Source organism: Cellulomonas jepli (genome assembly GCF_047229345.1).
Lineage (GTDB): Bacteria > Actinomycetota > Actinomycetes > Actinomycetales > Cellulomonadaceae > Cellulomonas_A.
The window spans coordinates 1-22,419 of record NZ_JBFTER010000057.1 but is presented as its reverse complement, the minus strand read 5'-3'; the positions used below and the strand labels follow the sequence as shown (position 1 = coordinate 22,419).

Annotated in this window: 15 protein-coding genes; 4 read left to right on the top strand and 11 right to left on the bottom strand. The window is 74.8% G+C overall.

Translation table 11 applies throughout. The annotated features are described in order from the left end of the window. Positions 1-99 precede the first annotated feature (99 nt). Positions 100-2,154 (bottom strand): PhoX family protein, encoded by a 2,055-nt coding sequence (locus AB6N24_RS13905; protein WP_412869992.1) that lies wholly within the window; start codon positions 2,152-2,154, stop codon positions 100-102. 245 nt (positions 2,155-2,399) lie between these two features. Further along, on the bottom strand, positions 2,400-3,005 hold the full coding sequence (locus tag AB6N24_RS13900; RefSeq protein WP_412869984.1) for an ATP-binding protein: 606 nt from the start codon (positions 3,003-3,005) through the stop codon (positions 2,400-2,402). 201 nt (positions 3,006-3,206) lie between these two features. Here AB6N24_RS13900 and AB6N24_RS13895 point away from each other — a divergent pair, with 201 nt between their 5' ends. After that, a complete protein-coding gene (locus tag AB6N24_RS13895) occupies positions 3,207-3,413 on the top strand; it encodes an Lsr2 dimerization domain-containing protein (protein WP_412869983.1) in 207 nt (68 codons plus the stop codon). Between the two features lie 18 nt (positions 3,414-3,431). On the opposite strand, the gene AB6N24_RS13890 is transcribed toward AB6N24_RS13895, so the two are convergent. The 6 genes from AB6N24_RS13890 to AB6N24_RS13865 all read right to left on the bottom strand — a co-directional run bounded on the left by AB6N24_RS13890 (position 3,432) and on the right by AB6N24_RS13865 (position 13,471). Next, a complete protein-coding gene (locus tag AB6N24_RS13890) occupies positions 3,432-5,027 on the bottom strand; it encodes an FAD-dependent oxidoreductase (RefSeq protein WP_412869982.1) in 1,596 nt (531 codons plus the stop codon). After that, on the bottom strand, positions 5,024-7,321 hold the full coding sequence (locus tag AB6N24_RS13885; protein ID WP_412869981.1) for a molybdopterin oxidoreductase family protein: 2,298 nt from the start codon (positions 7,319-7,321) through the stop codon (positions 5,024-5,026). The genes AB6N24_RS13890 and AB6N24_RS13885 overlap by 4 nt, the downstream gene beginning before the upstream one ends. Beyond that, a complete protein-coding gene (locus AB6N24_RS13880; protein WP_412869980.1) occupies positions 7,321-8,715 on the bottom strand; it encodes an MFS transporter in 1,395 nt (464 codons plus the stop codon). The genes AB6N24_RS13885 and AB6N24_RS13880 overlap by 1 nt, the downstream gene beginning before the upstream one ends. A gap of 283 nt (positions 8,716-8,998) precedes the next feature. Then, positions 8,999-10,375 carry a pectate lyase gene (locus AB6N24_RS13875; protein ID WP_412869979.1) on the bottom strand — a complete coding sequence of 459 codons (1,377 nt, stop codon included), beginning with the start codon at positions 10,373-10,375 and terminating at the stop codon, positions 8,999-9,001. 300 nt (positions 10,376-10,675) lie between these two features. Beyond that, positions 10,676-11,950 (bottom strand): pectate lyase, encoded by a 1,275-nt coding sequence (locus AB6N24_RS13870; RefSeq protein ID WP_412869978.1) that lies wholly within the window; start codon positions 11,948-11,950, stop codon positions 10,676-10,678. 285 nt (positions 11,951-12,235) lie between these two features. Then, the gene (locus AB6N24_RS13865; protein ID WP_412869977.1) at positions 12,236-13,471 is read right to left on the bottom strand and encodes a sugar ABC transporter substrate-binding protein; all 1,236 of its coding nucleotides are present in this window, start codon (positions 13,469-13,471) and stop codon (positions 12,236-12,238) included. Between the two features lie 475 nt (positions 13,472-13,946). Between AB6N24_RS13865 and AB6N24_RS13860 the strand changes: the two genes are divergently transcribed. Further along, positions 13,947-16,190, top strand: coding sequence for a hypothetical protein (locus AB6N24_RS13860; protein ID WP_412869976.1), 2,244 nt, complete (start codon positions 13,947-13,949; stop codon positions 16,188-16,190). A gap of 161 nt (positions 16,191-16,351) precedes the next feature. Beyond that, a complete protein-coding gene (mqo, locus tag AB6N24_RS13855) occupies positions 16,352-17,830 on the top strand; it encodes a malate dehydrogenase (quinone) (protein ID WP_412869975.1) in 1,479 nt (492 codons plus the stop codon). Between the two features lie 133 nt (positions 17,831-17,963). On the opposite strand, the gene AB6N24_RS13850 is transcribed toward mqo, so the two are convergent. Then, complete coding sequence (locus AB6N24_RS13850; protein ID WP_412869974.1) at positions 17,964-18,596, bottom strand: FMN reductase; 633 nt, start codon at positions 18,594-18,596, stop codon at positions 17,964-17,966. Then, entirely contained in the window at positions 18,593-19,741 is a 1,149-nt protein-coding gene (locus AB6N24_RS13845) for an LLM class flavin-dependent oxidoreductase (protein ID WP_412869973.1), read from the bottom strand. Before AB6N24_RS13845 ends, AB6N24_RS13850 begins: the two co-directional genes overlap by 4 nt. A 96-nt stretch (positions 19,742-19,837) precedes the next feature. Here AB6N24_RS13845 and AB6N24_RS13840 point away from each other — a divergent pair, with 96 nt between their 5' ends. Beyond that, positions 19,838-21,565, top strand: a complete 1,728-nt coding sequence (locus AB6N24_RS13840) for a DUF885 domain-containing protein (RefSeq protein WP_412869972.1) — start codon at positions 19,838-19,840, stop codon at positions 21,563-21,565. On the opposite strand, the gene AB6N24_RS13835 is transcribed toward AB6N24_RS13840, so the two are convergent. Continuing rightward, the gene (locus AB6N24_RS13835; protein WP_412869971.1) at positions 21,534-22,355 is read right to left on the bottom strand and encodes a LysR substrate-binding domain-containing protein; all 822 of its coding nucleotides are present in this window, start codon (positions 22,353-22,355) and stop codon (positions 21,534-21,536) included. The genes AB6N24_RS13840 and AB6N24_RS13835 overlap by 32 nt on opposite strands. Between the last annotated feature and the right edge of the window lie 64 nt (positions 22,356-22,419).

Here is a 22,419-nt window from a genome sequence, read left to right as displayed (position 1 = left end):
GCGGGCGTCCCGGTGGCGTCCCGACGCGGTCACGCGCTGGTCACGGCGGGTGCGGAGGCACTCCGGAGGCGCGTCGCGCGAGCCCCGTCGGCCGCGCGGTCAGCCCTTCCAGACCTGCACGACGCTCGGGCGCGGGCCCCGCGCCTGGCCCCGCTTCGGCCGGCGGTCGGCCGCCACGTAGTCCGGGAAGTTGGACTGCGGCGCCTCGAACGACCCGTCCTCGCCCGGGTGCTGCACCGCGACGAACACCATGGACTCGTCCGAGCGGATCACGGGCCCGCAGGTCTCGGCGCCGGCGGGCACCGAGAGGAACTGCTGGACGTGGCCGCGCTCGGTCCCCTCGAGCGGGACCTTGAACAGCGCGTCGCCGTAGCCGATCGTGCCCGGCTGGCCGTCCGTGGAGATCCAGAGGTTCCCCGCCGCGTCGAACGCGAGGTTGTCGGGGCAGGAGATGGGCGAGACCTGCTCCGCCGGGAATCCCGCGAAGTAGGTCGCGGTCCCCACCGCCGGGTCACCGCACACGAGCAGGAGCGTCCAGCGGAAGGTCGAGGCGGTCGGGTCGTCGCCGTCCTCGGTGATCTCGACGACGTGGCCGTCCCGGTTCGCGACGCGCGGGTTGGGCTCGGTCGCACCCTCCTTGCCGGCCTTGCCGCGGTCGGTGTTGTTGGTGCACGCGACGTAGACGCGGCCCGTGTGCGGGTTCGGCTCGACGTCCTCGGGGCGGTCCATCTTCGTCGCGCCCACGGTGTCGGCCGCGAGGCGCGTGAAGACGAGCACCTCCTCGGTCGTGAACCCGGGGACGTGGCTCACGCCGTCGACGACGAGCGGGATCCACTCGCCGGTGCCGTCGAACTCGCCGTCCGACGGCAGCGCGCCCGTGCCCGTGATCTCGGCGGCCGGCGAGTCGCCCTGGAAGCGCGCGACGTACAGCGAGCCCGCCGAGAGCAGGGTCTTGTTGTGCTCGCGGTCGGACCGCTTCGAGCCCGTGCGCATCGTGTCGCGCGAGACGAACTTGTACAGGTAGTCGAAGCGCTCGTCGTCGCCCATGTACGCGACGACCTGGCCCGACGGCGCGAGGATCACGTTGGCGCCCTCGTGCTTGAACCGGCCGAGCGCGGTGTGCTTGACCGGGACCGACTCGGGGTCGTGCGGGTCGACCTCGACGATCCAGCCGAACCGGTTGGGCTCGTTCTCGTAGCCGGCGTTGCGGGCGTCGAACCGGGGCTCGATCTCCTCCCAGCCGCGCGTCGTCGCCTTGTCCGCGAGCCCGTAGCGCTGCTCGCGCAGGGACGTGCCGCGCGTGCGGAAGTACTGGTTGACGTTCTCCTCGCCCGACAGGACCGTGCCCCACGGCGTCGTGCCGCCCGCGCAGTTGTTGAGCGTGCCGAGCGCCGTGCGCCCCTCGGGGTCGTCGACCGTGCGGAGCAGCTCCGAGCCCGCCGCGGGCCCGGTGAACGCGAACGGCGTCGAGGCGGTGATGCGGCGGTTGTAGCCGCCGATCCGCAGGTACTCCCACGGCTTGCCCGGGCCCGAGCGGCGCAGCTCGACGATGCTCATGCCGTGCGCGTTCATGGCGATGCGCTTGCGCTCGGCGAGGACGGCGGGGTCCGTCGACGGCGGGAACATGAGGTTCTCGTTGGTGTACTCGTGGTTCGCGACGAGCAGCGCACCCTTGTCGCCGCGGCTGCGGTCCCGGCCGGTCGGCAGCATCGGGACGATGTCGAGGTAGTCGTTGTTGTAGCCGAACTGGCCCGCCTGCGCCTCGGCGGTCTGCGCGTCGCGGTCGAACGCGGGAGCGTGGCGCAGGATCGGGTCGCCCCAGCGGATGACGGGCGCCCAGCGGTAGCCGTCGGGCACCGTGAACGCGTCGACCGCCGCGGGGACCGGCGCGATCGGGCCGAACGCGAGGCCCTTCGCGGGGCCGTGGCCCTTGCCGTGCGCCGCAGCGGGCTGCGCGCCGAGCGTCGGGCCGACGACGAGCGCGAGGGCCCCGGCGCCGAGGCCACCGAGGACGGACCGGCGGCTCAGCGCGGCGCTCGCGACGTCCCGGAAGTACGCGTTGTCGCTCGTGTTCGGGACGGGCTGCGCGCACGCGTCCCCGCACTTGAGGTGGCAGGTCACGGCGCTGCGCTTGCCGCGGACGTGCCCGGCCATGGGCAGCAGCGAGCGGAACTCGGGCGCGAGGGTCACGAGGATGCCTCCGGGGCAGAAAGGGGACGGCGAGGGGCGTCCCGGACGCTAGGCACCCCGTCCGACCGTGCGGCGACCCGCCGGTGACGCGCGGGTGAACGTTCACCCGGCGGGCGGGACCGGGACCTCACGGCGTCGACCGCCCGAGCCGTGCGCGGTCCGCACCCGGCCGCCCCGCGCCGCGGGCACAGGCGCGCCGCGGCCCGCCCTCAGCCCTGCCGCGAGCCGCGGTCCACGCCGCGCGTGAGCTCCACGGTGAACCACACCGTCTTCCCCGCGGTCGTGGGCTCGATGCCCCACACGGACGCGAGGTTGGCCACGACGTGCAGGCCGCGCCCCGACAGCTCGGTCGGGTGCGGGTCGCGCAGGACCGGCAGCCCGGCCCCCTCGTCGCTGACCGCCACGCTGAACGCGCCGTCCCGGTACGCGGTGCGCACCCCGACGTGCCCGTGCTCGGGGCCGTGCACCACGGCGTTGGTGACGAGCTCGCTCGCGAGGAGCTCGACGACGAGGCTCTCGTCGGGCGACGCCCCGTGGCCGAGGGCGACGTTGGCGACGCGGCGGCGGACGTGCGTCACGAGCCACGGACCGGCCGCCGCCCCGAGGTCGAGGCCGTGGCCGCCGGGGCCGGGCTGCGGCACGGGCAGCAGCGGGACCGCGCTCCGGCCCGAGGAGCCCTGGTGCTCGGCGGGCGCGGCGGCCGCGGGTGCTGCGGCTCCGGGAGCCCCCTCGCCCGAGCGCCCACGGTGACGCCCCGACACGGGCCGGACGCCCGCGCGGCTCGGTGCGTGCAGGTCTTCCGGCGCTTCGAGCATGGCTCCCCCGAACCTCTTGACGGCGCGAGCGCCCGCCCGGTGCCGTCACTTTCGTTGACGGTTCATCTATCGACGGGACGGGGAATCGCGTGAGGATTTCTGGACGCACGTTCAGGACCCGCGAGGTGAGGTCCGGAGCGTGCTGCCCGCCGGCCGCACGCCGGTCGCGCCTCCGTGCCTGGCGTGCGGGATGATCGCCTGATGGCCACCCAGACGCGCGTCCTCGTGACCGACGACCTCGACGGCTCGGAGGGAGCACGGACCTACCGCTTCGCGTGGGGCGACACCCGGTACGAGATCGACCTGACGGACGCGCACCGTGACGACCTGCTGCGCGCCCTCGAGCCGTTCATCACCGCGGCGCGCAAGACGTCGGCACCGCGGCGGCAACGAGCCCTCGCGGACTGACGGGCCGGCCGCGGCGGGTCACCCCCGGGCCCGCGCCGGCTCCTCGACCTCGGCGACGACGTCGCCGACCGCCCGGCGCGGCTCGCGTGCCCGTGCCCGGTCCGGGTCGGAAGTCCCGAGCCAGTCCAGCAGACCGCACACCACGTCCTTGCACCCGCCGCAGCCCGTCGTCGCCCGGGTCTCCCGCGCGACGTCCTCGACGGTGTCGGCGCCGTGGCGCCAGCACGCCACGATCTCGCCCTTCGTCACGCCGTTGCACCGGCACACCGTGGTGCGGTCGGGCATGAGGGTCGGCGACGCGGCGGGCTCGGGGGCCCCGCCGACGGGCCGCAGGAGCAGCTGCGCGGGGTCCGACGGCGCGGGCGTGGCCCGGGTGTAGGCCGCGACGAGGTCCGCGGCGACCTGACCGGCGCCGACGCACGTGGCGCCGACGACCCGGCCGTCCGCGACGACGACCTCGACGTGCCGCCCGCCCACGGGGTCCGTCAGCCGGACCGAGCGGTGCCCGGCGTCGCTCCCGCGGCGCGTGCCGCTCACGCCCATCGACACGACGTCGAGGCCCACGGCCTTGACCCGCACCACGTCCGTCCCGCCCTGCGGCAGCGGGGCACCCGTCGGGACGGCGACAACGTCCGGGTCGGCGTCCGCGGGGTCGTCGCGCTGACCCGTGAGCAGCAGCGCGAGCCGCCGCGCCTGGTCCCAGCCCTGCGCGATCAGCCCGGACCCGCCCTCGGGCGGCTCGGCGCAGTCGCCGATCGCGAACACGCGGGGGTCGGCGGGCGCCGCGAGGTCGGGTCCGACGACGACGCCGCGCGCGACGTCGAGCCCGGCGCGCTGCGCGAGCCCGACCTCCGGGACGGTGCCGGCGGTGAGCACGAGGAGGTCGGCGTCGAGCCGCTCGCCGCCCTCGAGCCGCACGCCCTCGAGCCGGCCGTCGCGCACGAGCACCTCCTGCGTGCGGGCCGCGAGGCGCACCCCGATGCCGAGGCGCCCGAGCTCGCCGGTCACGACCGCCCCGGCGTCGCCGTCGAGCTGGCGGTCCATGAGGCTCGCTCCGCCGTGCACCACGGTCACGTCGAGCCCCCGGTGCGCGAGCCCGCACGCCACCTCCAGCCCGAGCACACCCGCACCGACGACGACCGCCGTGCGCGCGTTCACGGTTGCCGCGACGATCTCGCGCGCGTCGTCGAGCGTGCGCAGCGCGTGCACGCCCGCCGGGAGCGCGGCGTCGTCGTCTGCCGTCCCGAGGCCGTCGAGCGCCGGGATGCGGGCCCGCGCGCCGGTCGCGAGCACCACGACGTCGTACGGGTACGTGCACCCGGCGGCGTCCACGACGAGCTGCCGGGCGCGGTCGAGCGCGACGGCGCTCGTGCCCGGCAGCACCGAGGTCCGCTCGCGCACGCTGCGCGGCAGGCTCAGTGACGCCACGTCGAGCTTGCCCGCGACGACCTCGGAGAGCAGGACCCGGTTGTAGGGCTCGTACTCCTCCGCGCCGAGCACCGTGACGTGGAAGCGCCGCTCGGCGTCGCGCGCGTGCAGGTCGTCCGCGAACCGCGACCCGACCATGCCGTGCCCGACGACGACCACCCGCGTCGTGCCGTTGCTGCTGCTCATGCCCCCGCCGTCCCCGGCGCGTGCGCGCCGCCGTCGTCCCTGACACCTGCCGCGACGGGCTCGGCCCCCGCGTCGACCGGCTCGAACCCGTCCCACGGCCCGTCCCACCGGGTCACCTGGACCGCGCACACCTTGAACTCCGGCATCCCCGAGACCGGGTCCGTGGCGTCGTTGGTCAGCCGGTTGACGCTGCCCTGGCCGCTCCAGTGGAACGGCATGAACACCGTGTCGGCGCGCACCGCGTCGCTGACCCGGGTCCGCGCGACGAGCCCGCCGCGCGCCGTCGCGAGGTGCACCGGGGCGCCGTCCTCGACGCCGAGCCGCTCCGCGAGCAGCGGGTGCACCTCGACGTAGGGACCGGGCGACGTGCGCACGAGCGCGGGCACGCGCCGGGTCTGCGCCCCCGACTGGTAGTGCGCGAGCACGCGCCCGGTGATCAGGTACAGCGGCGCACCGGGCCGCAGGTCGTCGGCGGGGCCCACGTGGTCGACGGGGACCAGTCGTGCGCGCCCGTCGGGCTGGGGGAAGTCGCGCGTGAACAACCGCTTCGTGCCGGGGTGCGGCGGCTCGCCGTCGGGCGTCGCCGGGCACGGCCAGAACAGGTCCGGCTCGGCATCGAGGCGGGCGTGGCTGAGCCCCGAGTAGTCGGCCCGGCCGCCGGCGCTCGCGCGGGCGAGCTCGTCGAAGACCTCGGCGGGGTCGGTGCCGAAGTGCACCGTGGACCCGAGCCGGGCGGCGAGGTCGGCGAGCACGTCGAGCTCACTGCGCACGCCGGGCGGCGGCTCGAGGGCCTTGCGCCGCCGGATGACGCGGCCCTCGAGCGACGTCATGGTGCCCTCCTCCTCGGCCCACTGGGTCACGGGGAGCACCACGTCGGCGAGCAGCGCCGTCTCGGACGGCACGACGTCGCACACGACGAGAAGCTCGAGCGCGGCGATCCGCTCACGCAGGCGGTCGGCGTCGGGCGCGCTCACGACGACGTTCGAGCCGTGCACGAGCAGCGCGCGGGGCCCGTCGGGCGTCCCGAGGCGGCGCAGGAGCTCGACCGCGGGCAGCCCGGAGCGCGGCAGGTCGGCAGGGTCGACGCCCCAGACCGCCGCGACGTGCGCGCGTGCGGCGTCGTCCTCGATGGACCGGTAGCCGGGCAGCTGGTCGGCCTTCTGGCCGTGCTCGCGCCCGCCCTGGCCGTTGCCCTGCCCGGTGATCGCGCCGTAGCCGCTGCCGGTGCGGCCCGGCAGCCCGAGCAGCAGGGCGAGGTCGATCGCGGCGGTCACGGTCGCGGTCCCCTGGCTGCTCTGCTCGACGCCGCGCCCGGTCAGCACGTACGCGCCCGCACCCCCGCGGGACGGCGACGCGGCAGCGAGCAGCCGGGCGACGGCCCGCAGCGTCGTGGCGGGGACGCCGCTGACCTGCTCGGCGCGCTCGGGCCACCACGCGGCGACGGACCGGCGCAGGTCGTCGAGCCCGGTCGTGCGGCGCTCGAGGTACGCCGCGTCGGCGAGCCCCTCGGCGAGCACGACGTGCGCGAGCGCGAGCAGCACGACGAGGTCGGTCCCGGGCACCGGCTGGACGTGCAGGCCCTGCCCGTCGGCGGTGAGGTCGGCGGTCGCGGACCGGCGCGGGTCGACCACGACGAGCCCGCCCGCGGCCCGCACGCCCGCGAGGTGCTGGAGCGACGGCGGCATGGTCTCGGCGAGGTTCGAGCCGAGCAGCAGCACGGCCTGCGCGCCGCCGACGTCCTCGAGCGGGAACGGCAGGCCACGGTCGACGCCGAGGGTCCGGTTGGCACCCGCGGCGGCGCTCGCCATGCAGAACCGGCCGTTGTAGTCGATGTTGGGGGTGCGCAGCACGGTCCGCGCGAACTTGCCGAGCGCGTACGCCTTCTCGTTGGTCAGCCCACCGCCGCCGAACACCGCGACGGACTGCGGCCCGTGCTCCGCGGCGAGGGCTCGCAGCCTCGCGGCGACGAGGTCGAGCGCGTCGTCCCACGTCGCGGGGCGCAGCTCACCGCGGACCCGGACCCACGGGGTCGTGAGCCGGTCGCCGGTGCGCAGGACGCTCGCGCTCGTCCAGCCCTTCTGGCACAGCCCGCCGCGGTTCGTCGGGAAGTCGCGGCCCTCGACGGTGACCGGCGCGGCCGGGTCGGTCCCGGGCGCGGGTGGGCCCGCGGCGGCGTAGGCGTCCTTGGGCGTGAGGCGCATCGCGCACTGCAGCGCGCAGTAGGGGCAGTGCGTGGCGGTCCCCCGCGCGTCGTCGGACGCACGGGGGGCCGCCACCGCGGGCAGGGCCACCATCAGATGCGGGCCTCGGCCATCGCCGCGCCGCGGCGCTGGTACACGGCCCACGTCACGGCCGACATGACCGCGTAGACCCCGATGAACACCCACAGCGCGGCCTCGAGGCTGCCGGTCTGCGCGGTCGACATCGCGAACGTCCGCGGGATCAGGAACCCGCCGAACGCTCCGATCGCGCCGGCGATGCCGATGCACCCGGCCGCGGCCTTGAGGGCCCGGTCGAGGCTCACGCCCGTGCCGGCCCCGGCCGCGAACACCGCGGGGATCATCCGGTAGGTCGAGCCGTTGCCGAGCCCGGTCGAGACGAACAGCAGGAGGAAGGAGGCGAGGAAGAGCGCGAAGACGTGCTCACGCAGGGCCATGATCGCTCCGAACGCCCCGAGCCCCATGCCGACGTAGGAGCCGATCGTCACCCGGGCACCACCGAGCCGGTCGGCGAGGATCCCGCCCAGCGGCCGGGCCAGCGAGCCGACGAGGGCGCCGAGGAACGCGATCGACACGGTGACCTCGGGGAACTGGCCCTTGAGCAGCGTCGGGAACGCACCCGCGTAGCCGATGAACGAGCCGAACGTGCCGATGTACAGGAACGAGATGATCCACGTGTGCCGGTTGCGGGTCGCGTCGGCGAACGACTTGTAGTCGGCCTTGGCCATCGTCAGGTTGTCCATGAAGCGCCACGCGACGAACGCGGCGAGCAGGATGAACGGGATGAACATGAGCCCGGCGCGCTCGAGCGAGATCCCGGCGCCGATGGCGATGACGATCGGCACCGCGAACTGCACGGCCGCCGTGCCCATGTTGCCGCCCGCCGCGTTGAGGCCGAGCGCCTTGCCCTTCTCCTTCGCGGGGTAGAAGAACGAGATGTTCGCCATCGACGAGGCGAAGTTGCCGCCGCCGACCCCGGCGAGCGCCGCGATCGCGAGCATGACGCCGAACGGCGTCTCGGGCCGCTGGACGGCCCACGCGATGGCCGCGGTCGGCGCGAGGAGCAGGAGCGCCGAGACGATGGTCCAGTTCCGGCCGCCGAACAGCGGGACCGCGAACGTGTACGGGATGCGCAGTGTCGCGCCCACGAGGCTCGGGACCGCGATGAGCCAGAACATCTGGTCCACCGTGAACGCGAATCCCGCCGCGGGGAGCTGCGGGACGACGATGCTCCACACGGCCCACACCGCGAAGCCGAGGAACTCCGCGAAGATCGAGCCGTAGAGGTTGCGCTGCGCGACCCGCCGGCCCCCGTTCGCCCAGAACGTCGGGTCCTCCGGGTCCCACTGGTCGATCCAGCGGCCGCGACGCGCGTGCGCCGGGGGCGCGAGGGTCGGGTCGAGGGCGGTCGCGGTGTCCGTGGGTCCGGCGACGCTGCCGGCGGGGGTCATGGTGGTGGGTGTCGCCATCACTGCCTCCTGAGGGGGACGGCCGGGAGTCGGTGGAGAACCGTGGCCGTGTGCCCTGACGCTAGGAAGCCGATGTTTCGCTCGTGCGCGCGCGTCGATGACACGGAGGGAAACCTCCGCGCACAGCCCTCGGGCGGGCCGTGTGAGAACTGCTGAGAGAAGGAGCCGCCGGTGTCGCCCCTGATGGCGGACGCGACGACGCCCGGCCGTCCGCGAGGGGTGCGGACGGCCGGGCGTCGTCGGGCGGTGGGACGCGCTCACCGGCGGACGGCGAGCGCGTGCCTCACCGGTAGGTGATGTCGGACGTGGAGTACCCGCACGCGGCCGACGGGCCGGAGCGGACCTTCGAGGGCTCGCCGGAGGTGACGCCCTTGTACTCGTCGCAGATCGAGATCTTGCGCGACGAGTCGCCGATGATCGTGACGTTGCGGAGCGTCGCCTTGTCGCCGAGGTTGGAGTTGATCCCGACGAGCGACTTGCCCGGCGTGGTCACCTGGACGCCGTCGACCTTGACGGTGCGCGCGTACTGCGTGGAGCAGTTGCCGCACGAGCGGTAGAGCTTGCCGAAGCCGGTGACCTGGAAGCCTCCCGTGATGACGAACGTGCCCGGGCCGTTGTGCTGGAAGACCTTGTCGCTCGCGCCCTTGGCGCCGCCGCCCGTGACGGTCATGACCTGCGACGTGCTGGTGCCCTTGAGCGTCGCGGCGTCCTCGCCGACGTCCTCCCACCAGACGTTCTGGAGCGTGCAGGTCCCGGTGCAGTGCACGCCGTCGCCGGCGCCCGTGCCGATGATGACGTTCTTGAGCACCGCGCCGTCGGCGAGCTGGAAGATCGGCGGCTGGCTCTCGCCCTGGTCGCCCGAGGAGATGCCGTAGTACCGGACGAGCCGGCCGTCGAGCGTGCCCGAGACCTGGATGGTCGACGAGACCTTCTGCTGCGACGTGGCGCTCGGCCACGAGCCGCTCGGGGTGGTGGTCTGCGTCGGCGTCGGGCTGGACGTGACGGTCGGGGTCGGGCTCGACGTCACGGTCGGGCTCGGGCTGGCCGTCGCGGTCGGGCTGGCGGTCGGCTCCGGGGTGGTCCCTGTGACCTTGCGCAGCGTGATCTGCTGGTTGTTCGCGTTGGTGTCCCCGGCCTGGTTCCAGCGCGCGCCGGACACCTTCGAGCTGTCGACGACCTGCAGCGCGAGCCCGCTGGCCCGGTTGACGAGCTTGATGCGGCCCGACGAGCCGGCCGCGACCGAGAACTGCTGGCTGGCGTCGCCCGAGTCGGTCGCCTGCGTCGCGAGCGACGACGCGGAGCCGCCGATCGTCACGACCTTGCCGGAGTGGGCGAACGCGACGCGGTAGTAGCCGCTCCCCGAGTCGAGGAACCGCACGCGGTGGCTCGCCGCCCCGGTCGAGGCCTCCTGCACGACGGCGGCGCCGTCGGCGGTCGAGGCACCGTCGACGCCGAGGACGAGCCGGGAGCGCCAGCTCTCGAGCTCGTACCAGGCCGAGGTGTCGATGCTGGGCGGTGCCGCGGTCGCCCCCTGGGCGCCGACGACGGCACCGAGCGCACCGACGGCCAGCGCGAGCGTGACCGCGATCCCGCGGCGTGCGTGCCGCGGTCCGGGGTCGGCCGGACGCGTCGGCGTCCGGGTGTCCTTCGTGAGATCCACGTGGTGTGCCTTCCGTGGTGGGCCGGCCTCCCCAGCGGCGTTGCCGGGGAGCTGCGTGGCGACCCAGCCGGGCCGCCGCACCGGGATAGCGCTTCCCCGGGCTGCACCGCCGACGCTAGGCAGCCAGCCGGGCGGCCCGCAATGGCTCGAGCCGCGCCAGAAACGATATGGATAACGCTTTCCGGTGCGAGGCGACCGCGGCGTACGCAGACACCCGGCCCGCCGCAGCGAGCTGCGACGGGCCGGGCACACCTGGGGCGACGACGCGCCCGGCGACGAGCCGGGCGAGCGCGCCCCGGCTCAGCGGTACGTGATCGAGGACGACGAGTACCCGCACGCGGCGGACGGGCCGGACCCGATCTTGCTGGGCTCGCCGGACGTGACGCCCTTGTACTCCTCGCAGATCGCGATCTTCCTCGAGGAGTCCCCGACGATCGTGATCCCCGAGAGCGTCGCCTTGTCACCCAGGTTGGAGTTGATCCCGACGAGCGACTTGCCGGGCGCCGTGACCGTGACGTTCTCGACCCGGACCGTGCGGGCGTACTGCTTGGAGCAGTTGCCGCACGAGCGGTAGAGCTTCCCGAAGTCGGAGACCTGGAAGTTCTTGATGACGAAGGTGCCCGGGCCGTTGTGCTGGAACACCTTGTCCGACGCGGAGCGCGCGCCGCCGCCGCTGACGGTCATGACCTGCGACGAGCTCGAGCCCTTGAGCGTCGCGGCGTCCTCGCCGACGTCCTCCCACCAGACGTTCTCGAGCGTGCACGTCCCGGTGCAGTGGATGCCGTCGCCCGCGCCCGTGCCGATGATCGCGTTGCGGAGCACCGCGCCGTCCGCGAGCTGGAAGATCGGCGGCTGGCTCTCGTCCTGGCCGCCCGAGCTGATGCCGTAGTAGCGCACGTAGCCCGCGTCCCGGGTCCCGCTGACCTGGATCGTCGAGGAGACCTTCTGCGACGAGGACGGGGAGGGCCACGCGCCGGTCGACGGCGGCGGCGTCGTGGGCGGCGGGGTGCTGCCCGAGCCGACCTTCACGAGCTCCCACTGCTGGTTGTAGGCGTTCGTGTTGGTGCCCTGGACGATCAGCGCGGCGTCCGCGGTCGAGCGGTCCTTGACCTGGACGACCTTGTTGCTGAGCTTCGAGACGAGCCGCACGCGCCCGCCCTCGGAGTCGGAGAGCTTGAACTGCTGGTTGTCGCCGCCCGTGTCGGTCCACTGGCGGATCTCGGCACCGTCGGCGGTGCTCCACTCCCAGACGTCGAGCACCTTGCCGGAGTGCCGCGACTTGACGCGGTACCAGCCGTCGCCCGAGGACACGAACTGGAACTGCTGGTTGGCGCCGTCGGCGCGCGCGTACTGGATGAGCTGGCCGCCGTCCGCGGTGGACCAGCTGAGGACGTCGAGCGCCTTGCCGCTCTGCCGGTTGAGCAGGACGTACCAGGCGCTCGTGTCGACCGAGGCGGCCTGGGCTGCCGGCGCGGTCAGGAGGGCGCCCGCGGCGGCGACGGCGAGGGCCGCCGCTCCCGCGAGCGCGCTGCGCAGTCGTCGGGCGCGGGACGCCCGGATGGGTCGTGTCGTCACTGAGGAGCCTTTCGTCGGGTGCCGAGCGACGGCGGCGTCGGTGCCGCCGGAGCCGGGCCGAGGTGGGGTCGGACGAGCCGGCGGGCGATCTTGGATAGCGCTTCCCGACCGGCTCGGCGACCGTAGCGCCGCGATGTGAGCGCGCACAACGACGGCGGGCGGCTCAGAATCGTTTCGGCGCGCCCCTGTGCGCCGCGCTGTCGGCCGTGCCGCCCGCCGTGCCGCCTACCGCGCTGTCGGCCGCGCTCCGGGCCGCGCTGTCGCCCGAGACTCCGGCCGAGCGCCTCAGAGCTCCGCGGCGATCGACGCCTCGATGTTCGCGACCATCTGGTCCCACAGCGCGGCAGGGTCGCCCTCGCCGCTCGCGATCGACGCCTCGGTCGACCCCCAGTACAGCCACACCATGCCCATCTGCGGGATCGCGGGCATCGGCGCCCCCTGCGCGCCCGCGTCGGCGAAGCCGGTCGTGACCGGGTCGTCGGTGATCTGGTCGAGCGCCGCGGTCAGCGCGGGCGCCCGGCTCGTGGCGCGGTAGAGCGCCAGCTGCGCCTCGGGCGTCGCGAGGAAGTCGCCGACGAACGCGCGCGCCTCCTCCTGGTGCAGCGACAGGTTGTTCACGAAGGCCCCCTGCACGCCGACGAACGGCTGCGCCGGCGAGGTCCCGGCGGGCGGCACGGGGAGCACGGTGATGTCCATGCCCGCCTCGACGAACGCCGCCGTGCTCCACGGCCCGGTCAGCACGTACGGGGACTCGCCCGCGAGGAACGCCTGCGTCGCGGTCTCGGACGTGACCGCCGGGTCGAGCACGTCGCGCTCGGCCAGGCTCCGGAGGTACCGCGCGAACGCGTGCCCCGCCTCGCCACCGAGCGCGAGCTCCGCGGTGTAGGAGCCGTCCTCGGCCGCGCGGAAGGCCGGGGCACCGAACGACGTCTGCACCGGGTACAGGTGGTACGGGTCGCCGCCGTCGCCCTGCTGCACCAGGAGCGGGCGCTTCGCGCGGCCCGCGGTGACCAGCGCCTCCCCCTGCGCGACGACCTCGTCGAACGTGGCGGGCGTCGCGGTCGCGAGGGCGTCGTTGCGCACGAGCGCGACGCTCTCGATCGAGAGGGGCACGCCGTACGTGACCCCGTCGTAGGTCACGGCCTCGACGGCCGCCGGGGCGAACGCGGCGGGATCGTCGAGCTCGACCGACTGGACGACGCCGTTCGTCACGAGCTCGCCGAGCCAGTCGTGCGCGCCGATGAGCACGTCCGGGCCCTCGCCCTGCGTGACCGCGCGCACGTAGTCGGCGCGTAGCGTCTCGCTCGTGCGCGGGACGACGTCGATCGCGACGCCCGCCTCGGCGCCGAACGACCCCGCGAGGCCCTCGATCGCGCTCGCCCGGTCCTCGTCCACCCAGACGACGAGGGACCGTTCCCGTGCGCCGACCGCAGGCACGTCCGCACCCGAGGTCCCGCACCCCGCGAGGGCGAGCGTGAGGACGAGGGCGGCGGCACCGCCGACGTGGATGCGTCGTCGCATCGGGAGCTCCTGGGGCTGCTGCTGCGGTCGCGACCGCCCGGCGCGAGGGCGACCGGCGCTCGGACCGTAGACCGCCGGGAAGCCGCTCGGCAACGTCTTGCAGCAACTTGCTGCAAGGTTCACTCGTTCGTTCCCCCGTCCGGACGAGGGCACTCCGGCGAACGCCACCAGCGCACGCGACACGGACGGCGCCCCCGGTCGCCGCGGTCAGGAGACCGTCACTGACCGGAAGGTCATTGCCGGGCGGGTGCTGCATTCGCAATTGCCCGGCCGCTTAAACGATTATTCGAGGCGGTTCGACGCACATTCCCCGCAGCCCGTCGGAGGCAATCACCGCATCCGCGGGTAACGTCCCCGGAAGGCCGTGAGCGCCCCGCAGGGGACCGGTGCGCCGGCCCGACGACGCCCATCACCCGACGCGTCGGACCGCCGACCCCGCGGGCGGACCGCCGAACCACCGTCCGACGGAGGACACGTGGAAGACGACCGCACCGCGGGCACCGCGACAGTGACGCCGCAGCCGCCCGCACCGGCCCGCACCTCGACCGCCGCGGTGCCGACCGGCCCGGTGCCGACCGGCCCGGTGCCCGCGGGCCCGGTGCCGACGGGCCCGCTCACCCGCGCGTGGGGACCCCACGCCCGTCGGGACCGCCTCACGGAGCTGCTCGGGGGCGGCCTGGCGGCGCACCCCGTGCGCCCGGTGCACGCGCGGGCGCTGTGGGACGCCGTCGACCAGCCCACCGTCGCGGCGTTCCGGCTGCGCGGCGAGCTCGACCTCGAGGAGCCCTGGCCGCAGCCGCTCACCTCGCACTACGCCCGCTACCTGCGCGACGGCAACCGCACCGCGTACGAGGACCAGGTCGCCCGTCGCCAGGAGCGCCTCACGCGCGCCGCCGTGCTCGCCACGACGACCGGCGAGCGCCGCTGGCTCGACGAGGTGGCCGACGGCGTGGTCCTGCTGTGCGAGCAGAGCAGCTGGTGCTGGCCCGCGCACGACGAGGGGCTCCGCCTGCACGGGTGGGCGCTGCCGCCGGCGGGGTCGCCGTCGCTCGACCTCGGCGCCGCGGAGGTCGTCGGGCAGCTCGCCTGGATCGACCACACGCTCGGCGAGGCGCTCGACGACCACGCCCCCGGCGTCCGCGAGCGCCTGCGCGCCGAGGCCCGGACGCGCGTCCTGCGCCCGTTCGTCGACCGGCGCGACTGGCACTGGCTCCGGCGCGACGGCTGGGCGCACAACTGGAACCCGTGGATCCACGGTCACGTGCTCGTCGCGGCCCTCGCGCTGCTCGACGACCCGGGTGAGCGCGCCGAGGCCGTCGAGCACGCGATCTCCGGCCTCGACCAGTTCCTCGACACCCTCCCCGCGGACGGCAGCAGCGACGAGGGGTACACGTCGTGGTGGAACGGCGCCGGGCGCGCGCTCGAGGCGCTCGAGGTCCTCGCGCACGCGAGCGGCGGGGTGCTCGACGCGCGCGCGGTGCCGGTCGTGCGCGAGACCGTCCGGTTCCCGCACCGCATGCAGCTCGGCGGCGACTGGTACCTCGACGTCGCCGACAGCCCGGCGCGGCCCCCACGCGACCAGGCGTGGCACGTGCTGCACCGCTGGGCGCAGACGCTCGACGACGAGCAGGTGCGCCTGCACGCCGCGTCGTACCGCGAGCCCGGCCTCCCGTCGGTGACCGAGCGCGCCGGCCTCGGTCGCGCGCTCCAGGGGCTCGCCGACCCGGCCTGGCGCGACGCCCACCGCGAGCACCCGCCGCTCGAGCGCGACGTGTGGCTGCCCACGACCCAGATCGTCGTCGCACGTGAGCGGCTCGGCTCCGCACGCGGGCTCTGCGTGACCGTCAAGGGCGGGCACAACGGCGAGCACGACAACCACAACGACGTCGGCTCGGTCGTCGTCGCGGTCGACGGCGTGCCGCTCGTCGTGGACGCAGGCCAGCCGACGTACACCGCGGCGACCTTCGGCGCGGAGCGCTTCACGCTGTGGACGATGCAGAGCAGCTGGCACAACGTCCCCGAACCGGCGTGGACGACGCAGGGCACGGGCGCCCGGTACCGCGCCCGGGACGTGCGCGTGACGCCCGGGGACGACGTCACGAGCGTCGCGCTCGACCTCTCGGAGGCGTACGACCTCCCCGGCGCGACCGGGGTGCGCACGGTCGTGCTCGACCGCCGGCGGCGCTGCGTGACGATCGAGGACGCGTGGGACCTCGGGCGGGCGGGGCACGACGGCGGACCGGGACGCGCGGGCGCGCGCGGTGCGCCGGGAGGGGCCGGCGCGTCGGGGGCGACGGCGCGCGGGACCGCGGCCGACGGCGGTCACCTCGCGGAGGACGGCAGCGCGGACGACGGCCGCCCGGACGACGGCAGCCCGGACGACGAGGCCTCGCCCGCGGGGCTGCGCGTCCACTACCTCCTCGCGGGCGTCGTCACCGCCGAGCGCGGCGGCGTCGTGACCCGGCCCCTCTCGGGCGGTCGGGGCGTGCGGCTCACGTGGGACCCCGAGACGGTCGTCGCGACGACGACGGTCCGGCTGCTCGACGACCCGCTGCTCGCCGGGGTGTGGGGCGAGCGGCTCACGCGACTCGAGCTCACGCTGACCGAGCCCGCACCCGGGGCCGCCCGGGCCGTCGCCCGCGCGGGGCGCCGGACGCGCACGACGCCGGACGAGGCGACGAGCCGGATGATCCGCGTCGTCGCGCAGGCGATCCGCTAGCCGGAGGCGGCGTGCCCAAGGCGTCCGGCTGCGAGCCGGCCGGACCGTCGCCGTGCCCGTCGGTCATCCCCAGGTCCATGGGACGACCAAGCCGGTCATGGGATGACCGGGATCCGGACAGGGGGTGGGTTTGCGTCCTGAGGTCATCCTATGATTAGGGGGTGACGGACCACGCCAGCACTGTCGATGTCGTCCTCGTCGGCGGCGGGATCATGAGCGCGACGCTCGCCTCGATGATCTCCGTCCTCGAGCCCACCTGGTCGATCGAGATCCTGGAGCGCCGCGACGCGCTCGCCGAGGAGAGCTCGAACGCCTGGAACAACGCGGGCACGGGGCACGCCGCCCTGTGCGAGCTCAACTACACCCCCGAGCGCCCCGACGGCTCGATCGACATCGCGAAGGCCGTGACGATCAACGAGCAGTTCGAGCTCTCGCGCGAGCTGTGGCACTTCCTGCTCACGAGCGGCCGGCTGCCCGAGGGCTTCGCGTTCCTGTCCCCGACGCCGCACCTGACGTTCGTGCGCGGCGCCGAGAACGTCGACTACCTGCGCCGGCGCGCCGAGGCCCTGCGCACGCACCACCTCTTCGCGGGCCTGGAGTTCACGGACGACCTCGAGGTCATCCGCTCGTGGGCCCCGCTGCTCGTCGAGGGCCGCGTCGGCGACGAGCCGGTCGCCGCGACCCGGGCCCCCGAGGGCACCGACGTCGACTTCGGGGCCCTCACGCGCGGCCTGGTCGACGGCGTCGTGCAGCGGGGTGCGACGGTCCGCCTCGAGCACGAGGTCCGCCGGCTCCGGCAGCGCCGCGACGGCACCTGGCGCCTCACCGTCGCCGACCGCCGCTGGAACGCGAGCCCGCGCCGCCGCACGATCGACGCGCGCTTCGTCTTCATCGGGGCGGGCGGCGGCGCGCTGCACCTGCTGCAGAAGTCGGGCATCAAGGAGGCCAAGGGCTACGGCGGCTTCCCGATCAGCGGGCAGTTCCTGCGGACCACGAACCCCGACCTCGTCGCGCAGCACCAGGCGAAGGTCTACGGCAAGGCCGACGTCGGCTCGCCGCCGATGTCGGTGCCGCACCTCGACACGCGCGTGGTCGACGGCCAGACCGCCCTGCTCTTCGGGCCGTACGCCGGGTGGAGCATGAAGTTCCTCAAGGCCGGCTCGCCGCTCGACCTGATCCGCTCGATCCGGCCCGGCAACCTGGTCCCGATGCTCGCTGTCGGGCTCAAGAACGTCGACCTGGTCAAGTACCTGGTCAGCGAGGTCACCGCGACCGAGACGCGCCGGCTGCGCACGCTGCGCGCGTTCATGCCGACCGCCCACCCGCGCGACTGGGAGCTCATCACCGCGGGCCAGCGCGTCCAGGTCATCAAGAAGCACCCGACCCAGGGCGGCGTGCTGGAGTTCGGCACGGAGCTCGTGACGGCGCAGGACGGCACGATCGCCGGCCTGCTCGGCGCCTCCCCCGGCGCGTCGACCGCGGTCTCGACGATGGTCGACCTGCTCGAGCGCTGCTTCCCCTCGCGGGTCGACGCGTGGCGCCCGCAGCTGCGCGAGATGATGCCGAGCCTCGGCGGCAGCGACTGGGACGACTCGTTCGAGCGCGAGGGCATGTCGGACGACGCCCAGGTCGGCGCCTGAGCCGCACCCGCACGCACGACGACGCCCGCTCCCCCGGTCGCTCCGGAGGGGCGGGCGTCGTCGTGCGGCAGGGTGCGGGCTCCCGGTGCCCCGCCGGCCCGAGGAGCGCATCCCCGGGCCGGCGGGCGAGCCGTCACCGTCCGGCGAGCAGGTCCTCGAACGACGTGGGGCTCGCGAACGGGTCGTGCACCTCGCGCGGGGTCCGGGCGGCGACGAGGTCGGCGAGCTCGCGGCCCGCGCGGTCGACCCGGACGACGAGCGGGGCGACCTCGTCGGACCCGGCCGCCCCCTCGACGGCGCCGAAGTCGTCGGTCGCGGCGAAGACGCCGGTCGGGACCACGACGGAGCGCAGGTAGGAGAACAGCGGCCGGAGCTCGTGCTCGAGCGCGAGCGAGTGCCGCGCGGTGCCGGCGGTCGCCCCCAGCAGCACCGGGGTCCCCGCGAGCGCGCCCTGCTCGAGGACGTCCACGAAGTTCTTGAACATCCCGTTGTAGGAGCCGCTGAAGATCGGCGTGACCGCGATCACGCCGTCGGCGCGCGTCACGGTCTCGATCGCCGCACGCAGCGGGCCGCTCGAGAAGCCGGTGAGCAGCGCGTCGGTGAGCGGGTGCGCGAGCTCACGGAGCTCGATCACCTCCACGTCGACCTCGACGCCCTTCTGCTGCAGGGCGTTGACGGTCGCCTCCGTCAGGCGGTCGGCGAGCAGGCGCGTCGAGGACGGCTGGCGCAGACCCGCGGAGACCACCGCGAGGGACCGGCGCGTCATCGGGTCACCGTCGCGACCTCGGGCGACGCGCCCGTGACGTCGTCCGCCGCGTACACCGTGGCGTCGTGCGCGCCGCCGGCCTTCGCGACGAGCGAGGCGTGCGTCGGGGCGTCGGGCACGTGCGCGGGGCGGCCGACGGCGAGCTCCTTGCGGAGCACCGGGACGACCTCGCCGCCGAGCAGGTCGAGCTGCTCGAGGACGGTCTTGAGCGGGAGCCCCGCGTGGTCCATGAGGAACAGCTGGCGCTGGTAGTCACCGACGTGGTCGCGCATCGTGGCGTACCGGTCGACGACCTCCTGCGGGCTGCCGACCGTGAGCGGGGTCTGCGCGGTGAAGTCCTCCATCGACGGCCCGTGGCCGTAGACCGGGGCGTTGTCGAAGTACGGGCGGAACTCGCGCTTCGCGTCCTGGCTGTTGGCCCGCATGAACACCTGGCCGCCGAGGCCGACGATCGCCTGGTCGGCGCTGCCGTGGCCGTAGTGCTCGAACCGGCGGCGGTAGAGGGCGACCATCTGCTGCGTGTGCTCGATGGGCCAGAAGATGTTGTTGTGGAAGAACCCGTCGCCGTAGTACGCGGCCTGCTCGGCGATCTCGGGGCTGCGGATCGAGCCGTGCCAGACGAACGGCGGGACGCCGTCGAGCGGGCGGGGCGTCGAGGTGAACGACTGCAGCGGGGTGCGGAACTTGCCCTCCCAGCTGACGACGTCCTCGCGCCACAGCCGGTGCAGCAGCGCGTAGTTCTCGATCGCGAGGCTGATGCCGTTGCGGATGTCCTGCCCGAACCACGGGTAGACGGGGCCGGTGTTGCCGCGGCCCATCATGAGGTCGACGCGGCCGTCCGCGAGGTGCTGGAGCATCGCGTAGTCCTCGGCGATCTTCACCGGGTCGTTCGTGGTGATGAGCGTCGTCGAGGTCGACAGGAGGAGGCGCTCGGTCTTCGCGGCGATGTAGCCGAGCATCGTGGTGGGCGACGAGGGGACGAACGGCGGGTTGTGGTGCTCGCCGGTCGCGAAGACGTCGAGCCCGACCTCCTCGGCGTGCCGCGCGATGGTCACCATCGCCTGGATGCGCTCGGCCTCGGTCGGCGTGCGACCGGTCGTGGGGTCGGTCGTGACGTCGCCGACGGTGAAGATCCCGAACTGCATGGCGTGCTCCCTCTGGTCGTCTTGTTTAACATTCAACCATCTGGCCGCTCCAACGCCAACCCCTGCGCACCTATTCCGCTCGTCTAGCGTGGGTGGGTGACCTCCACCGACGCCACCCCGCCCACGACCCGCACCGGCACGCCGACCGCGCGCGAGGTCGCCGACCGGTGGGTCGAGACGCTCGCCGACCTCGACCCCCGCGTGGCGACCGCCCTCGGCATCCGCCCCGGCGACGACCGCATGCCGGACCTGTCGCCCGACGGCCTCGCCGCCGAGGCCCGGGCCGCCCGCGCCGCGCTCGCCGAGCTCGACGGCGCCCGCGTCCTCGACGACGACGACCGGCGCTGCGCGACGCTCCTGCGCGAACGCCTCGAGGCGCAGCTCGCCGTGCACGAGACCGGTGCCGACCTCGCGTCGCTGCGCCCCATCGGCTCCCCCGTGCAGGTGCTGCAGTCGATCTTCCTGCTCATGCCGACGGCCAGCGACGACGACTGGGCCGTCGTCGCGCGCCGGCTCGCCGCCGTCCCCGACTCCGCCGCCTCCTACCGCCGCACGCTCGAGGCCGGGCTCGAGGAGGGCCGCCGCAGCGCACCCCGGCAGGCCGCCGCGATCGTCGACCAGCTCGGCGCGTGGCTCCCCGACGGCGACGCCCCGGGCTGGCACGCGGGCTTCGTCGCACCGGGCCCCGACGCGCTGCGCACCGAGCTCGACGCGGGCGCCGACGCCGCCGCCACCGCGGTCGCGGAGCTGCGCGACTGGATCGCCGGCACCTACCTCCCCGCCGTGCAGGGCACGCCCGACGGCGTCGGCCGCGACGCCTACCTCGTCGCCGCACGGTCCAGCATCGGCGCGACGCTCGACCCCGACGAGGCGTACGCGTGGGGCTGGGAGGAGCTCGCGCGGATCGAGGCCGAGATGGTGCGCGAGGCCGACCGGGTCCTGCCCGGGGCGACCCCGGCGGAGGCGTTCGCGCACCTCGACGTGCACGGCGAGGCGGTCGAGGGCGTCGAGGACGTGCGCGCGTGGCTCCAGGCGATGATGGACACCGCGATCGCCGAGCTCGACGGGACAGCGGTGGACGTGGCCGAGCCGGTGCGCCGCGTCGAGGCGATGATCGCGCCCCCGGGCGCCGCGGCCGCCCCGTACTACACGCGCCCGTCGCTCGACTTCAGCCGGCCCGGACGCACCTGGCTGCCGACCCTCGGGCGCACGCGGTTCCCCACCTGGGACCTCATCAGCACCTGGTACCACGAGGGCGTCCCGGGCCACCACCTCCAGCTGGGCCAGTGGGCGCACCGGGCCGCCGAGCTCTCGCGCTTCCAGGTCAGCGTCGGCTCGGTGTCCGCGACGACCGAGGGGTGGGCCCTGTACGCGGAGCGCCTCATGGACGAGCTCGGCTACCTGACCGACCCCGGCGCCCGCCTCGGGTACCTCGACGGCCAGCGCATGCGCGCCGTCCGGGTCGTCATCGACATCGGCATGCACCTCGGGCTGCGCATCCCCGAGGCGTCGGGCTTCCACCCCGGGGAGCGGTGGACCGCCGAGCTCGGCGAGGAGTTCCTCGCAGCACGCAGCGGGTCCCCCGCCGAGTTCGTGCGCAGCGAGATCGTGCGGTACCTCGGCTGGCCGGGCCAGGCCATCAGCTACAAGCTCGGCGAGCGGGCGTGGCTCGCGGGCCGGGCTGCGGCTCGGGCGCACGCCGAGGCGCAGGGCGGGCGCTTCGACCTGCGCGCCTGGCACACTGCGGCGCTCTCGCTCGGCTCGCTCGGGCTCGACGACCTCGAGCGCGAGCTCAGCGCGATCGACGCGGTCGCGCGGGACTGAGCTCCGGGAGGCCGGGCAGCGTGCGCGCCGCGTCCGCGAGCGCGTCGAGCGTCACGGCGACGGCCGGGACGCGCAGCAGGTCGGGGGTCGTGACGGCGTGCACCGCCCGGTCGACGGTGCCGGCTGCCGGTCGCACCACGACCCCCGGCGTGCGCAGTGCGGTCGGCAGGACGAGGCCCGGGAGCATCGCGACGCCGAGACCGGCCGCGACGAGGCCCAGCACGGCGACGTAGTCGTCGGTCGCGTACGCGATGCGCGGGGTGAAGCCGCGGGACCGGCCGGCGGCGAGCAGGTGCCCCCGGCACCGCGGGCAGCCCGCGATCCACACGTCGTCGGCGAGGTCCGCGAGGTCGAGCGCGTCACCGGACCGCGCGGCCGGGTGCCCGTCGGGCAGCGCGACCACCGTGCCGTCGTCGACGAGGTGCCGGGCGACGAGGCCGTCGAGGTCTCCCCCGGGCACGGGGACACCCGGGTAGGCGAAGACGAGCGCGACGTCGCACGCCGCCGTGCGCAGCGCGTCGAGGGCCTGCGGGGGCTCTGCCTCGTCGAGCGTCACCGCGAGGCCCGGGTGCCGGTCGCGCAGGCCGGCGAGCGCGCGCGGCACGATCGTCGCGGACGCGGACGGGAAGGCCACGAGACGGACCCGGCCCGAGCGCAGCGTCGTGAGCGACAGCACCTCGGCCGCGGCCGCGCCGACGGCGGCGGTCACCGTCGCACCGTGGTGCGCGAGCACGCGGCCCGCCTCGGTGAGCCGGACACCGCGCCCGGCGCGCTCGAGCAGCGCGACCACGGCGGCGAATGCGTCTGCGGGGTCATCAGGTGAGGGAAGGGCTGTGAGCTCGACCATGCATCAA

Bases quoted from the DNA above. Each gene is read 5' to 3' on its own strand.
- AB6N24_RS13905 (WP_412869992.1), bottom strand. From the start codon at position 2,154: ATGGCCGGGCACGTCCGCGGCAAGCGCAGCGCCGTGACCTGCCACCTC.
- AB6N24_RS13900 (WP_412869984.1), bottom strand. From the start codon at position 3,005: ATGCTCGAAGCGCCGGAAGACCTGCACGCACCGAGCCGCGCGGGCGTC.
- AB6N24_RS13895 (WP_412869983.1), top strand. From the start codon at position 3,207: ATGGCCACCCAGACGCGCGTCCTCGTGACCGACGACCTCGACGGCTCG.
- AB6N24_RS13890 (WP_412869982.1), bottom strand. From the start codon at position 5,027: ATGAGCAGCAGCAACGGCACGACGCGGGTGGTCGTCGTCGGGCACGGC.
- AB6N24_RS13885 (WP_412869981.1), bottom strand. From the start codon at position 7,321: ATGGTGGCCCTGCCCGCGGTGGCGGCCCCCCGTGCGTCCGACGACGCG.
- AB6N24_RS13880 (WP_412869980.1), bottom strand. From the start codon at position 8,715: ATGGCGACACCCACCACCATGACCCCCGCCGGCAGCGTCGCCGGACCC.
- AB6N24_RS13865 (WP_412869977.1), bottom strand. From the start codon at position 13,471: ATGCGACGACGCATCCACGTCGGCGGTGCCGCCGCCCTCGTCCTCACG.
- AB6N24_RS13850 (WP_412869974.1), bottom strand. From the start codon at position 18,596: ATGACGCGCCGGTCCCTCGCGGTGGTCTCCGCGGGTCTGCGCCAGCCG.
- AB6N24_RS13845 (WP_412869973.1), bottom strand. From the start codon at position 19,741: ATGCAGTTCGGGATCTTCACCGTCGGCGACGTCACGACCGACCCCACG.